The 12,681-nt window shown below is 71.1% G+C and carries 15 protein-coding genes and 2 pseudogenes; 8 read left to right on the top strand and 9 right to left on the bottom strand.

What is annotated here, in order from left to right; all coding sequences use genetic code 11:
* Positions 1–468: 468 nt before the first annotated feature.
* Positions 469–630 (top strand): DUF3224 domain-containing protein, encoded by a 162-nt coding sequence (locus F0L17_RS24100; RefSeq protein WP_162466635.1) that lies wholly within the window; start codon positions 469–471, stop codon positions 628–630.
* Between the two features lie 4 nt (positions 631–634).
* Here the strand turns inward: F0L17_RS24100 and F0L17_RS24095 are convergent, their stop codons facing one another.
* From F0L17_RS24095 to F0L17_RS24060, 8 genes and pseudogenes are all read right to left on the bottom strand, one after another.
* On the bottom strand, positions 635–1,306 hold the full coding sequence (locus F0L17_RS24095; RefSeq protein WP_155074131.1) for a uracil-DNA glycosylase: 672 nt from the start codon (positions 1,304–1,306) through the stop codon (positions 635–637).
* Between the two features lie 121 nt (positions 1,307–1,427).
* Positions 1,428–3,008, bottom strand: a complete 1,581-nt coding sequence (locus F0L17_RS24090) for an ABC transporter substrate-binding protein (RefSeq protein WP_162466634.1) — start codon at positions 3,006–3,008, stop codon at positions 1,428–1,430.
* 333 nt (positions 3,009–3,341) lie between these two features.
* Positions 3,342–4,097, bottom strand: a complete 756-nt coding sequence (locus tag F0L17_RS24085) for an SDR family oxidoreductase (RefSeq protein ID WP_155072673.1) — start codon at positions 4,095–4,097, stop codon at positions 3,342–3,344.
* Between the two features lie 39 nt (positions 4,098–4,136).
* A complete protein-coding gene (fabG, locus tag F0L17_RS24080) occupies positions 4,137–4,898 on the bottom strand; it encodes a 3-oxoacyl-ACP reductase FabG (protein ID WP_155072672.1) in 762 nt (253 codons plus the stop codon).
* A 237-nt stretch (positions 4,899–5,135) separates the two neighbouring features.
* Positions 5,136–5,543, bottom strand: coding sequence for a DUF3037 domain-containing protein (locus F0L17_RS24075; RefSeq protein WP_338018200.1), 408 nt, complete (start codon positions 5,541–5,543; stop codon positions 5,136–5,138).
* A complete protein-coding gene (locus F0L17_RS24070; protein ID WP_155072671.1) occupies positions 5,540–6,385 on the bottom strand; it encodes a HipA family kinase in 846 nt (281 codons plus the stop codon). Before F0L17_RS24070 ends, F0L17_RS24075 begins: the two co-directional genes overlap by 4 nt.
* A gap of 129 nt (positions 6,386–6,514) precedes the next feature.
* Positions 6,515–6,709: pseudogene (locus F0L17_RS24065) on the bottom strand (site-specific integrase); the annotation flags it as partial.
* A gap of 564 nt (positions 6,710–7,273) precedes the next feature.
* Positions 7,274–7,789, bottom strand: a complete 516-nt coding sequence (locus tag F0L17_RS24060) for a ZIP family metal transporter (RefSeq protein ID WP_155072670.1) — start codon at positions 7,787–7,789, stop codon at positions 7,274–7,276.
* 456 nt (positions 7,790–8,245) lie between these two features.
* Between F0L17_RS24060 and F0L17_RS24055 the strand changes: the two genes are divergently transcribed.
* The 6 genes and pseudogenes from F0L17_RS24055 (at position 8,246) to F0L17_RS27835 (ending at position 11,086) form a co-directional block, all read left to right on the top strand.
* Positions 8,246–8,671, top strand: a complete 426-nt coding sequence (locus tag F0L17_RS24055; protein WP_238419590.1) for a DUF6153 family protein — start codon at positions 8,246–8,248, stop codon at positions 8,669–8,671.
* Between the two features lie 91 nt (positions 8,672–8,762).
* Positions 8,763–9,401, top strand: coding sequence for a DUF305 domain-containing protein (locus F0L17_RS24050; RefSeq protein ID WP_155072669.1), 639 nt, complete (start codon positions 8,763–8,765; stop codon positions 9,399–9,401).
* Positions 9,402–9,752: 351 nt separating this feature from the next.
* Entirely contained in the window at positions 9,753–10,160 is a 408-nt protein-coding gene (locus F0L17_RS24045; protein WP_155072668.1) for a four-helix bundle copper-binding protein, read from the top strand.
* 15 nt (positions 10,161–10,175) lie between these two features.
* Positions 10,176–10,310: pseudogene (locus F0L17_RS24040) on the top strand (multicopper oxidase domain-containing protein); the annotation flags it as partial.
* Between the two features lie 105 nt (positions 10,311–10,415).
* Positions 10,416–10,739 (top strand): alpha/beta fold hydrolase, encoded by a 324-nt coding sequence (locus tag F0L17_RS28385; RefSeq protein WP_338018288.1) that lies wholly within the window; start codon positions 10,416–10,418, stop codon positions 10,737–10,739.
* On the top strand, positions 10,736–11,086 hold the full coding sequence (locus F0L17_RS27835; protein WP_238419583.1) for a hypothetical protein: 351 nt from the start codon (positions 10,736–10,738) through the stop codon (positions 11,084–11,086). The genes F0L17_RS28385 and F0L17_RS27835 overlap by 4 nt, the downstream gene beginning before the upstream one ends.
* 51 nt (positions 11,087–11,137) lie before the next feature.
* Here the strand turns inward: F0L17_RS27835 and F0L17_RS24030 are convergent, their stop codons facing one another.
* Positions 11,138–12,127 (bottom strand): hypothetical protein, encoded by a 990-nt coding sequence (locus F0L17_RS24030; RefSeq protein ID WP_155072667.1) that lies wholly within the window; start codon positions 12,125–12,127, stop codon positions 11,138–11,140.
* Between the two features lie 180 nt (positions 12,128–12,307).
* Between F0L17_RS24030 and F0L17_RS24025 the strand changes: the two genes are divergently transcribed.
* Positions 12,308–12,520, top strand: a complete 213-nt coding sequence (locus F0L17_RS24025) for a heavy-metal-associated domain-containing protein (protein WP_155072666.1) — start codon at positions 12,308–12,310, stop codon at positions 12,518–12,520.
* Positions 12,521–12,681: the final 161 nt, after the last annotated feature.

Below are 12,681 nucleotides of genomic sequence, written 5' to 3'. Positions count from 1 at the left end.
CCCTCCGGCCGACCGCCGTCCGCGCCCGCGCCCGCGCCCGCGCGAGAGACCTCCCCCTCCCCCGCACCGGCGCGGGAGACCCTGGCCGAGGTGCCGAACGGGACGGGAGAGCCCACCGCGCGCCCCGGCACCGCCGCCCCGCCACGGCGCGAACCGGCACCACGGACCGTCCGCCCCACTCCGCCGAGCGCTCCTCGGGCACCACACCGGCGCCCGCGGCACGAGCCCGCCCCTCCCGCCCCGCCCCGCGCCGAGCACACCCCCGGGGACTTCCCGCCGTGGTCCGGCGCCGACGTGTGCGAACTCGGCGAGCGCCACGGGGGCTGGGACCCGCGGAGCACGTCGGCCCGGATCTGCCGGGAGGTGTACGGCCGCTGAGGCGGGGCGCGCCCGGACCGCCGGCGACGGGCGCCGGGCCGGCGACGGGCTCAGGCGCCTCGCCCTGGCACCGAGCGGCCTCCAGGCGACGTGAGCCCCCCGGCCCGGTACCGCGCGAGATCGAAGTCCGCCGGCCGCTTCACCGGCCGCGAGGTGGTCACCGGCACCGTGGGCGGACGCCCGGGCGGCTTCGTGCTCGCCGAGCGCGGCACCTTCGACCACGAACCGGAGGACCGCTCGAACCGGCCCTGAGGCGTCAGGAGCCGAGATGGGGGATGCACCAGTCGATCGGCGTGTGCCCCTGCGCCGCGATCGCCTCGTCGATCCGGCTGAAGGGGCGGGAGCCGAAGAACTTCTTCGCCGACAGCGGCGAGGGGTGGGCCCCCTCCACCACCACGTGCCGCTCGGTGTCGATCAGCGGCAGCTTCTTCTTCGCGTAGTTGCCCCACAGCACGAAGACGGCCGGGTCGGGGCGGTCGGCCACCGCGCGGATCACCGCGTCGGTGAACTTCTCCCAGCCCTTGCCCTTGTGCGAGTTGGCCTCTCCGGCCCGGACCGTCAGCACCGCGTTGAGCAGCAGGACGCCCTGCTCCGCCCAGGGCATCAGATAGCCGTTGTCCGGCACGGGACAGCCGAGGTCCGCCTGCAGCTCCTTGTAGATGTTCCGCAGGGACGGCGGGACGCGCACCCCGGGACGCACCGAGAACGCCAGACCGTGCCCCTGCCCTTCCCCGTGGTACGGATCCTGGCCGAGCACCAGCACCTTGACCCGGTCGTACGGGGTGGCGTCCAGCGCCGCGAAGACCTCCTCCCGAGGCGGGTAGACCGGCCCGCGCGCCCGCTCCTCCTCGACGAACTCGGTGAGCTCCTTGAAGTAGGGCTTCTCCAGTTCCTCGCCGAGGACCCTCTGCCAGGACTCGGGCAGCATGCCGTTCACGTGAGACAACCTCCGGTGTGGGTTCCGTGCGCCGCGCGTCGGCCCGCGCGGCGCACCTCAGAACGTACCGGTGGGCACCGACAGTCGCCCGCCGACGCGGGCGCCACCGACGTCACCAGCTCTTCTTGCGGTCCAGCTCCCACAGCCGCATGATCGTCGAGGAGTCGATGCACCACTCCACGCCGGCGATGTCCTCGTGCGCGGCGATGTACAGCTTGCCCTGCCACAGGGGCAGCAGGCGGGCGTCCTCCGCGAGGATCTCCTGGGCCTTGCCGAAGTCGTCGCTGACCGCGCCCCGGTCGCTCTCCTTGCGGGACCTGGGCAGCAGGGTTCCGGTCAGGACCTTGTCCTCGTACGGGGCGCCCAGGGCGTTCTCCTTGCCGACGAACGGCGAGATGTAGTTGTCGGCGTCCGGGAAGTCGGGGAACCAGCCACGGCCGAACACCGGGTACTCGCCCTCGGCTATCCCCTTCTGCAGCTCGCGCCACCCCCGGCCCTCCAGGGTGACCTCGAACAGCCCGGAGGCCTCCAACTGCCGCTTGATCTCGCCGAACTCCTCGGCGGTGACGGCCCCGTAGCGGTCGGTGGCGTACCACAGGGTCAGCCGGACCTTCTCGGTGATCCCGGCCTGGGCGAGGGTCTGCTTCGCCTTCTCCACGTCCGGCTCGCCGTACTTCTCGTAGAAGGCGCTGGTGTGGCCGGTGATCCCGCCGGGGACCATGGAGTACAGCGGGGCGGCGGTGCGCTTGTAGACGTTGCGGACCAGCGCCTTGCGGTCGATGACCTGCGCGACGGCCCTGCGGACGGCGGGGTTGGAGACCGCCTCGTGCTGCGGGTTGAACACCAGGTAACGGATCTCGGTGCCGTAGACCTCGCTGAGCTTGATGTCCGGGTAGTCGGTGCGGTTCTTCTCGAACTCGGTGATCTGCTCCGGAGTCAGACCGCGGTAGGTCAGGTCGAGGTCGCCCTTCTTGAACTCCTCGACCATCTCCTCCGACTCCTTGAAGTACCGGACGGTGACGGCGTTGTTCTTGACCTTGGCGGAGCCGTCGTAGCTCCCGTTCTTCACCAGTTCGGCGCGCTCGCCGTCCTGGTAGCTCTCCAGGCGGTACGGACCGGAGCCGCTGATCTTGTCCGATTCCAGGAGCCGGTCGGCCGGGTAGACGGCGGGATCGACGATGGAGGCGGCCGGGGTGGCGAGCACCAGCGGGAAGGTGGCGTCCGGACGCTTGAGATGGAAGATGATCGTCCGCTCACCCGAGGTCTCGATGCGGTCGATGCTCTGCAGCAACTGGGCCGGTCCGGTGTCGGCCTTGATGTCCAGCGTGCGCTCGAAGGAGTACTTGACGGCTTCGGCGTTCAGCGCGCCGCCGCCCGAGAACTTCAGGTCCTTCTTCAGCACGCACCGGTAGACGCTGCTGACGGTGTCGGTGAAGCCGCAGCGCTGCGCCGCGTCGGGCTCGGGGGTGCCGCTGGAGTTCGGGAAGTGCAACAGCGTCTGGTAGACGTTCCGGAACAGCTCCCAGGAGCCGTCCCAGGCACCGGCCGGATCGAGGGTGCTCGGCGTGCTGGTCGTGCCGACCACGATCGCCTCCTCGGTCTCGCCCTCTCCGAGCAGCGAGCCGCATCCGGCGAGCAGGGTCACTGTCACCAGCACGGTTGCGCCCTTCAGAGGCTTGTCCTGGCTGAACACTTGTACGCTCCTCGGTCGGCGATGCCACTAGTGCCTGGGGGGCTGGGGGGATTTGCCGGCCGACGAGGCGGAGCGCGCACCGCGGCGCGCGTGGGCGTCCGCGCCCGCGACAGAGGTCCAACGGGCCTGTCGTACCGACGACGTGGCAGACCTTACCGCAGCATGTGAGGGACCTGACAGGCTCCTGGACCGGGCAAGATCGGGAGGTTCCCCACACCGCGCGGAGGCCACACGGAAGCGCACGAAAAGGGGGTTCCGCCGCCTTGCGCCCCGTTGTGAGGGCATATGACGGCGGAACCCCCCTCCCGGTGTCACTCCGGCGTGACCGTGTGCTCACTCCACCCCGGCGTTGAGGAACATGCCGCCGTCCACCACCAGGGTCTGGCCGGTGATCCATCCCGACGCGTCGGAGGTGAGGAAGGCCGCCGCTCCCCCGATGTCCTCGGGTACGCCGAGCCGTCCCATCGGGTAGCGCCTGACGACCTCCTCCTCGCGCCCCTCGTAGAGGGCCGCGGCGAACTTCGTCTTCACCACGGCCGGGGCGATGGCGTTGACCCGCACGCCCGGCGAGAACTCGTGCGCGAGCTGGAGGGTGAGGTTGACCATCGCGGCCTTGCTGATGCCGTAGGCGCCGATGAAGGGCGAGGCGGACAGCCCGGCGATGGAGGCGATGTTGACGACGGTGCCGCCGTGCTCCTTCTGCCAGGCCGCCCAGGTGCGCTGGGCGAAGCCGAGCGCCGAGAGCACGTTGGTGTCGAAGACCTTGCGGGCCACGTTCAGGTCCAGCTCCGCGATCGGGCCGAAGACCGGATTGGTGCCCGCGTTGTTGACCAGGTGGTCGACCCGGCCGAACGCCTCCATGGTGCGCTCGACGGCCTCCGTCTGGTGGGCCTCGTCGTGCGCCTTCCCGGCCACGCCGATGGCCCGGTCGGAGCCGAGCCGTTCGACGGCCTCCGCCAGCGCCTCCTCGTTGCGACCGGTGATGCACACCCGGTCGCCGCGGGCCACGAGCGCCTCGGCGATGCCGTAGCCGATGCCTCGGCTGGCTCCGGTGATCAGGGCGACCCTGCCGCTGTCCTGCACTGCCATGTGTTCTTCCGTTCCCTGGTGGTTCTTCCCGTCCGACCGTCAGTCGAGCGGGCCGCCGGCCACGTACAGCACCTGGCCGGAGACGAAGCCCGCGTCCTCACCGGTGAAGAACGCGACGGCGTTCGCGATGTCCTCGGGCCTGCCGACCCGCTGGACGGGGATCTGGGAGGCGGCGGCCTTCTGGAAGTCCTCGAAGCCCATGCCGACCCGGGCGGCGGTGGCTGCGGTCATGTCGGTGGCGATGAAGCCGGGCGCCACGGCGTTGGCGGTGACGCCGAACTTTCCGAGTTCCTTGGCCAGGGTCTTGGTGAAGCCCTGGAGGCCGGCCTTGGCGGCGGAGTAGTTGGCCTGGCCGCGGTTGCCGAGCGCCGAGCTGGAGGAGAGGTTGACGATCCGGCCGAACCCGGCGTCGACCATGTGCTTCTGGCAGGCCCGGGACATCAGGAAGGCACCGCGCAGGTGCACGTTCATCACGGTGTCCCAGTCGGAGTCGCTCATCTTGAACAGCAGGTTGTCACGGAGCACACCGGCGTTGTTGACCAGGACGGTCGGCGCCCCCAACTCCTCGGCGACACGGGCGACGGCGGCCTCGACCTGCTCGGTGACGGAGACGTCGCAGCCGACCGCGAGGGCCTTGCCGCCCGCCGCGGTGATCTTCTCCACGGTGTCCTCGCAGGCCGCCTCGTCCAGGTCGAGTACGGCGACGGCCCGCCCCTCGGCGGCCAGCCGGACGGCGGTGGCCGCGCCGATGCCGCGGGCTCCGCCGGTGACGATCGCGACACGCTGCTCGGTGGTGGACATGCTGGTTCTCCTCGCGCTCGGGTGGGTGAGCAACCGCTTAGTACCTTCGGTGGACGTGACGCTAGAAGCACGGACACGCTCTGTCAACGCCTGGCAGCACCGGTGAGGCCCACCCCACGTCGGTTCCCCGGCCCAGGGGCGCGCGGAGCCGGGTGACCGTGCGCGACGGGCCGGCGCCGAACACGCCGAAGGGGCGCGCGGCCGAATGCCGTACGCCCCTTCGGCGGCGCGCTCCGATCAGCGCACCAGCAGGTCCAGCAGGCGCTCGACCTCCGCCTCGGGATCGGCGGTCAGCCCGGTGTGCACCGGCCCCGGCTGGACAACGGTGGAGCGGGGCGCCACCAGCCAGCGAAAGCGCCGTCCGGCATCGTCCGCGGCGGCCTGACCGGCCGCCTCTCCCCCACGGCACACGCACTCCACGGCGTGCAGAGCAGCCCGTACGCCGTCGACGTCGACCTCCGGATCGAGTGCCCGCAGCCGCCCGACGTCCAGATGGGTGCGGGCCGCCACGAAGGAACGGGCCCGGCAGTAGACGACCACTCCGGCGTTGATCGTCTCCCCGCGCTCGATTCGCGGGACGACACGCAGGAGGGCGTACTCGAAGACGTCGCGCTCCGTCGCGCGCTCCACTGTCCGTGCCCTCACCGCGTCCGTCCGCCCTTCTTCAGCCCGCTCACGGCCTCGGCCCAGTCCCTCAGCCAACCCGGCGCCCTGGAGGGGCCGTCCTGGCTCGGCTCCCCGAGGGTGATCCGCCGGTGGACCGTACCCGCCCGGGCCGCCAGCACCTCCACGTAGGCCCGGCGCAGCGCGTCCGGCGTGTCGAAGCCCGGCTCGTCCTCCAGCCACGCGTCGGGGATGTCGGCCGCGCACTCGGTCAGCAGCTCCTCCGTCACCCGCGGCGCCAGTTCGGCGGCGGCCGCGGCGACGTCGGGGCCGGCGGGCGCGAGCACGTGGTCGGAGGCGTCGTACGGTTTGTCGGCCGCCTTGGCGGCGGTGGGCCAGTTGTGGTGCCAGATCAGGGCGGCACCGTGGTCGATGAGCCACAGGTCGCCGTGCCAGACGAGCAGGTTGGGGTTGCGCCAGGAGCGGTCGACGTTGCCCACCAGGGCGTCGAACCACACCACGCGCCCGGCCTCCTCGGGGCCCACCGCGTAGGCGAGCGGGTCGAAGCCGATCGAGCCGGGCAGGAAGTCCATGCCCAGGTTCGGTCCGCCACTGGCCTTGAGCAGCTCCTGCACCTCCTGGTCGGGCTCACCGAGGCCGATCACCGGGTCGAGCCACACGCGCACCAGGTCGGGCACGCGCAGGCCGAGCCGCTGGGCGAGCCGCCCGCACAACACCTCGGCCACCAGGGTCTTGCGGCCCTGCCCGGCGCCGGTGAACTTCACGACGTAGGTGCCCAGGTCGTCGGCCTCGACCAGGCCGGGTAGCGAACCGCCCTCGCGCAGGGGCGTCACATAGCGCGTGGCGGTGACTTCGGGAAGCATTTCCCCAGGCTATCCGACCTGTCGGCCTTGCAATCCACGGTTTTCTCCGGAGGCCCCCGAACCGGGAACCCCGCCGCAACCACTCCTGAGTCGCCCTGGGGGGGAATCCGGGGAGTTTCAGTCGGCACCCGACTCCCCCGCCTCCAACATGAGCGAGGCGTAGGTGTGCCGCAGCACATGGAAGCCGTCCTTCGGCGCCGCCTCCCACTGCCACTGCTTCGCGCCCTTGGCTCGCGGTGGGATGACGCCGGCCTTGGCCAACGCGGGCTTCCACGTATAGGTGTTCCCTGTGTTCACAGCCACGGCGTTGCCGAACCGCATGGTGGCGGAACCAGCGCGGCACCAGGACCGCCTGCCGGAACGGGCCCAGCGCCCGCGAGCCGCGCGGAGTGCCGATTCGCCGCCGGTGGGCGGCCGGCGGCCGGGCGAGGAAGGCCACCACCGGGCGCGGGACGTCGGGCATGGCGACATGGGGAACCAACGTGAAGCCTCTGGTGTCGCAGGACGTTCTTGTGAGAGAGAACCGTCCTACCAGGGGCTCTACGCCGCCCGCCACCGGGGCAGAGCTGCCCGACTCGTCCGGACACCAGAGCCTCATCCGACTTCACGTAGATCATTTCGCTGAGAAAACCTCAGTGTGACAGGCCTGCAGAGTCCGCGATTCTGCGAGCATGGACGTGTGGTTCAGGATGGCCGGAAGCGCAGGCGACGGTCGACGGTTGCCGCTTTCCCGAACATCACGACCTTCTGAAACGAGATGCATAAAGCGACCGCCTGGTCTCGGAAATCCCGGTGCGGCACATGGCCTCGGAGTGTCATGTACGTAAGGTGCGCAAGCGGAATCCGGCTGCCTCCGGTCTCGGTTGGATGGCCCAGGGCAGGCCGGTATCACAGGGGCTGCCGATGGCGGGCGGGATATGGCCGGTGCGGGCGGCGTCTGAAGGGGCAGTGCGGCAGGCCCGGCGCGCGAAGGGCCGCGGTGGTGGCGAAGCCCTCGGGCGGATCGGCAGATGCCTGGCCGAGGGCGGGACTGATGACGGTGCCGGTACCGATCAGGACGCCGTCGCCGAACAGGTCCAGTGCGGTGCCGCCGTAGACGGCGTAGGGGGCGGCACTGCCTCCGGCGGTGCCGCAGGCCTGGAGGTATCCGGCGAAGCGGTCGACGGCGAGGAAGAGTCCGGCGCCGGCGATGAGGGCCGGCATCGGAACCCGGACCGGGTCGGCCTCCAGCGCACGGGGCGTCAGCTCCAGACCGACCACGGCGATGACGATGCCGGTGGCCAGGTGCAGGGCGACGCTGAGCGACCGTCCCGAGAAGAGCAGGACTTCGGGGAGTGCGCCTCCGGTCAGGTTCGCCGCGGCCGGAACCAGGGCCGGCAGCAGCACGGTGGCCAACTCGCTCATCGCGCACCACCACACCCCGCCCCCGCCGGCCGGCCGTAGGCGGCGGGACGGGTCGTGCGCGGCTCCACGGAAGGTTTCGAGGTCATCGGATACAGCCTGGCGGATCGCGGCCCGCGGAGCCGTCAGGCCCCGCCCGCGACGGCACCGGCCGGCCCGGAGTGCGGGCGGGGCAGGGGCAGGTGGCGTGCCGGCCGATGCCGGGAAGCGTCCGGTGCGGGCAGTGCAGGCCGCGTACACGGGGCCGTGCGCGGCCTTGAGGTACGGCTCCTCCACCACGCGGGCCTGGAGTCGGATGGCCGCGGCCGGGCAGGCGAGGGCGAAGGGGGTAGGGCCGCCCAGCCCCACAGCAGCACAGCGTGATCGTCGGGCATCGGCACGAGGCCGTCAGGGGCCACAGCGACCACGATGGCGCACCACACGACTGTGTCCGCACCACACAGGTGGTACCCCCGTAGGATGGCCTCCGTGATCCGGCAGCCACATCAGTCGACCCGCTCCCCACAGGCGTGGGTTCGGTCCTGGCTGCTGGTGGTGGCGGTGCTGGTGGGGCTGGTGGCGATGCACGGCCTGGGCCCGTTCGGTGCACCGGATGCGGCCCGCACCATACCCACCACAGGGCATGCGATATCCGTACCGACGGCCGTCGGCGGCTTCGGCAGCGACGCCTGCGTGCACTCCGGGCACGGGGCCGGCGGGCATCTGGAACACGCCGATGCCACGTGCGCGGCCGGCGGTACCTCCAGTGGGCCGTCGCTGCCTGTGCTGCTGCCCGTCGCGACTGCCCCGGCGGCCGATACGGCCGGCACACCGCAGGTGCCTGCCGCCTTGCTCGGCGGCCGTGCCCCGCCTTCCTTGAGCGAACTGCAACTCCTGCGCATATAGGCACACCCGCGCACCGCCGACCTGACAGAGAGCGGTCGCGCGCCCCATCGCGCCCGTTTTCATCCTTTTTCGTAGCAGGAGTTGCATCACCATGACCGCACACCGTTCCACCCTGCGCCGCGCCGCCGCCGCGGCGGCCGCCGTGACCGCCGCTGCCGTACTGGCCGGCTGCGGCAGCGATGCCGCCTCTGACGGACATTCCGGCCATGGCAAGAATCCCGCACCCGGCGTCTCCGCCCCAGCCTCGACGGGAACCCACAACGCCGCCGACGTGTCCTTCGCCCAAGGGATGATCCCCCACCACCGGCAGGCGGTGGAGATGGCAGACCTCGCCGCCACCCGCGCCTCCTCGCAGGAGGTCAAGGACCTGGCGGCCGCCATTCGGAAGGCCCAGGCCCCGGAGATCAAGACCCTGACCGGGTGGCTGGCCTCCTGGGGTGAGGAGGTCCCCGCCGGGAACGACGGCACGGACCACTCCGGCCACGGGACTTACGGCATGGAGGGGATGATGAGCCCCAAGGAGATGGAAGAGTTGGAGCGGGCCTCGGGCAAGGACTTCGACACCGCCTTCCTGACAATGATGATCAAGCATCACGAGGGTGCGGTGACCATGGCCGAGGCCGAGCGGAAGAACGGCTCCCACGCCCTGGCGAAGTCCATGGCCGGCGACATCATCGCCACCCAGAGCTCCGAGATCGAGGAGATGAACAGACTCCTCGACCAGAGGTAGCAACCGCCGGCGGGCCGGGGCGGCCACATGCCGCCCCGGCTTCCGCACACGGCGCCCTCCCGGTGGGAGACCCCCGCCACACGTCCCGCAGGAGATCTGTCCGCCCGGCCGGAGGGCGCCGTTGGACAGGGACGCGGTGGGCCGCACCTCGCGACGGCACCGCCGCGCTGCACGTGGGCTGTTCGGCTTCCCTGGAGAGGCTGATCGTCGTCCCCGCCACTGAACCGGGTGCAATAGTCCGTTTACGTCACCTGTTTTGGTGCTATTCGATCATGGTGGCGCCGTGGGCTCCCTGCCTCTCCCGCACCCGGCGCCCATGCGCGAGAAGAGACCGGAAGAAAGGTGACACCCATGACCATGGTGGTCGGGGACATGCTGCGGACCTACCCGGCCGACCTCGGCGGCGTCGACCGCGAGGCCCTGGAGCGGTGCATCGCCGAGTGCTTCGACTGCTCGCAGGCGTGTACGGCGTGCGCGGACGCCTGTCTGTCGGAGGACATGGTGGCCGAGCTGCGCAAGTGCATCCGCACCAACCTGGACTGCGCGGACATCTGCGAGGCGACCGGCAAGATCCTGTCCCGGCACACCGGTTACGACGCCAACATCACCCGCGCCCAGCTCCAGGCCTGCGCCATGGTGTGCAAGTCCTGCGCCGAGGAGTGCGAGCGCCACGCCGACATGCACGAGCACTGCCGCATCTGTGCCGAGGCCTGCCGCCGCTGTGAGCAGGCGTGCAACGAGCTCCTGGCCACCCTGTGACCGTGGTCTGACGGGACCGCGGTCGTCCTGCCGGGCAAGACCCTCACCGTCGACTTCGACGCGGACAACCCCGGCCTGTGGATGATCCACTGCCACAACGTCCACCACGCCGAAACCGGCATGATGACCACTCTCGGCTACCGCAGGTAGGCGGTATCCGGCCCCGCACCCACCGGGTGCGGGGCCGGGCTCGCCGGTACCACCGCCGGGTACTTTGCGTTCCATGGGGACACTCACACACAACGGCAACGACGGCTGCCCTCTGCACACCTGAACGACCGGGGCCGGCCCTCCTCTGGTACTGCTGCACGGCGGCGGACCGGACCACCATGGTCTGCTTCCCTGGCCGAGCGGCTCGCCGACCGCCACACCGTCATCCTGCCCGATGTCCGCGGATACGGCCGGTCCATCCGCACCGATCCGGCCCGCCACACCTGGGACCAGTACGTCGATGACGTCGCCTCGCTCATGGATCGCCTTCGCCTGACCCGTGCCACTGTCGGCGGCACCGGGCTGGACGGAACCATCGCCCTGCGCGAGCCGCCGCGCACCCCGACCGCGTCCAGACCGCCATCGTGATCAGCGTCGAGGACATCGTCGAGGACATCGAGGACGATGAGGCCAAGAAGGCGGAGGAGGCGTTTTTCGAGGGCTTCGCGGCGCGCGTACGCGCCGACGGCATCACGGCTGCCTGGGAACCCGTTCTCCCCACTCTCGCTCCCGTCATCGGCACCCTGGTGCGCGACGCCATCCCACGCTCCGACCCTGCCGGCATCGCCGCAGCCTGCGCCATCGGCCGGGACCGGGCCTTCCACAGCATCACCGACCTTCGAGCCGTCCGCGTGCCGACCCTGATCATTCCCGGGGGCGACGCACGGCACCCGGCAGACCTGGCCGAAGAAGCAGTCCACGAGCCGGGCCGTTGAGCGATAACCCCACGACGGCCGGTGAGAGGTCGATCCGCTCAGCCGCCCTCGTCAGTGCTGGTGCGCATCGCCTTCCTCCTGGACTACTTCGTCCTTCTTCTCCTCACCGGCCTTCGCGCCTGCGGTGACGGTGAAGGCGGCGGTGCGGACCTTCCCGTCGTGCTTGAAGTCCAGGAAGAGGCGGTAGGAGCCGCTGCTGGGGGCGGTGGTGGCGAAGGAGACGGTGGGTCCGGGTTCGGTGGTGCCGTCGCCGGGCTCACCGCCCGGGTGGACGTGGAGGTAGGCGAGGTCGCCGGCGCGCAGGGCGACCAGATGACCGTAGGCGCCGAGGTAGGGCTGGAGGTCGGTGACGGGGCGGCCGTCCTTGGCGACCTTCAGGTCGAGGGCGCCGGACGCGCCGGGGCGCAGGGAGCCGTCGAGGATGACGGTGTAGCCGTCGACGGTGGCGGTGCGGGACGGCTCGGGGAGTTCCTCGGGCTCGTACTCGCCGACGGCGGCGAGATCGGCGCCCAGGGTGAGGGGCTTCGCGCCCTTGACGGCGGGGACGAAGTCGACGAAGACGCGGTAGTCGCCGGCGGCGGGGAGGTTCACCGGGACGCTCCAGGCGCCGTCGGCCGCCCGCTTCGGGTGCAAATGGCGGTAGACCGCCAGGTCCCGCGAGGCCAGGATCAGATGGAGCTGCTTGCCGTGCTCGGTGCGGTAGGAGGTGAGCGGCCGGCCGTCCTCGCCCCGGACGGTGAAGCTCAGCTCCGTCTCCTCTCCCGCCTTCACGCGCGGAATGTCCAGGCCCAGGGTGTAGCCACCTTCGGAGATCTGCAGCCCGCCGACCCGTGTCTCCCCGCGGCCGCCCCCTTCTTCTCCTCCGTGCCTCGACGCGGCGTCCCGGTGGCCCGCGTCCGCTCCGTGGTCGGCGTGCGCCGCGTGGGCGGGTTCGGCGGAGACGGGATCCACGGGATCCACGGCGTTCCCCACCCCGTACGCGGCCCCGAACGCGGCCGCGAGGACAGCGGTGAAAGCAGTGATCTTCAGCGTGGTGTTCATGGTGCCCTCACCCTCCTTGAACGTGCCCTGTCCAGTCAGGGCTCGACATGGAAGCATATACCCCAGGGGGGTATACGCAAGCGGGCGGCGGAGACTTGCCAAACATAGGGGAGGGGGGTATACATGACGACGCCACATATACCCCCCCGGGGTATTAAAGAGATCTCCCGGAGGAACACCATGTCGTCCTGCTGCACCCTCGACGGAAGCCGCTCGACCACCGCCAACCAGACCGCCACCGCCGAGGGCACCACCACGGTCTACGCGGTCGCCGGCATGACCTGCGGCCACTGCAAGGCCACCCTCACCAAGGTCATCGGCGACCTCGACGGCGTACTGGCCGCCGAGGCCGTCGACGAGGCCGGATACGAACTCACCGGCCGGGCCGCCTGACCCCGCCTCCACCCCGCGCCTCCCCAGTGCCGGGCCCCGTCCGGCGGGCCCGGCACCCGCCCCTCCCGTACGGCGAGGGCAAGGAGCGCGACCGCGGCCGGCGCGGTCACCGGCTGCGGACTCCCGGCCTCCCCTCCGTCCCCCACACCGCACTCAGCACC

Origin of the sequence: Streptomyces taklimakanensis (assembly GCF_009709575.1) — a bacterium.
GTDB classification, from domain to species: Bacteria; Actinomycetota; Actinomycetes; order Streptomycetales; family Streptomycetaceae; genus Streptomyces; species Streptomyces taklimakanensis.
This window is presented reverse-complemented; position numbering and strand designations above follow the sequence as displayed.

Coding starts and splice junctions, on each gene's coding strand:
- F0L17_RS24095 (WP_155074131.1), bottom strand. CDS start 1,306: ATGCTGCCCGAGTCCTGGCAGAGGGTCCTCGGCGAGGAACTGGAGAAG.
- F0L17_RS24085 (WP_155072673.1), bottom strand. CDS start 4,097: ATGGCAGTGCAGGACAGCGGCAGGGTCGCCCTGATCACCGGAGCCAGC.
- fabG (WP_155072672.1), bottom strand. CDS start 4,898: ATGTCCACCACCGAGCAGCGTGTCGCGATCGTCACCGGCGGAGCCCGC.
- F0L17_RS24070 (WP_155072671.1), bottom strand. CDS start 6,385: ATGCTTCCCGAAGTCACCGCCACGCGCTATGTGACGCCCCTGCGCGAG.
- F0L17_RS24060 (WP_155072670.1), bottom strand. CDS start 7,789: ATGAGCGAGTTGGCCACCGTGCTGCTGCCGGCCCTGGTTCCGGCCGCG.
- F0L17_RS24055 (WP_238419590.1), top strand. CDS start 8,246: ATGGCCTCCGTGATCCGGCAGCCACATCAGTCGACCCGCTCCCCACAG.
- F0L17_RS24050 (WP_155072669.1), top strand. CDS start 8,763: ATGACCGCACACCGTTCCACCCTGCGCCGCGCCGCCGCCGCGGCGGCC.
- F0L17_RS24045 (WP_155072668.1), top strand. CDS start 9,753: ATGACCATGGTGGTCGGGGACATGCTGCGGACCTACCCGGCCGACCTC.
- F0L17_RS24030 (WP_155072667.1), bottom strand. CDS start 12,127: ATGAACACCACGCTGAAGATCACTGCTTTCACCGCTGTCCTCGCGGCC.
- F0L17_RS24025 (WP_155072666.1), top strand. CDS start 12,308: ATGTCGTCCTGCTGCACCCTCGACGGAAGCCGCTCGACCACCGCCAAC.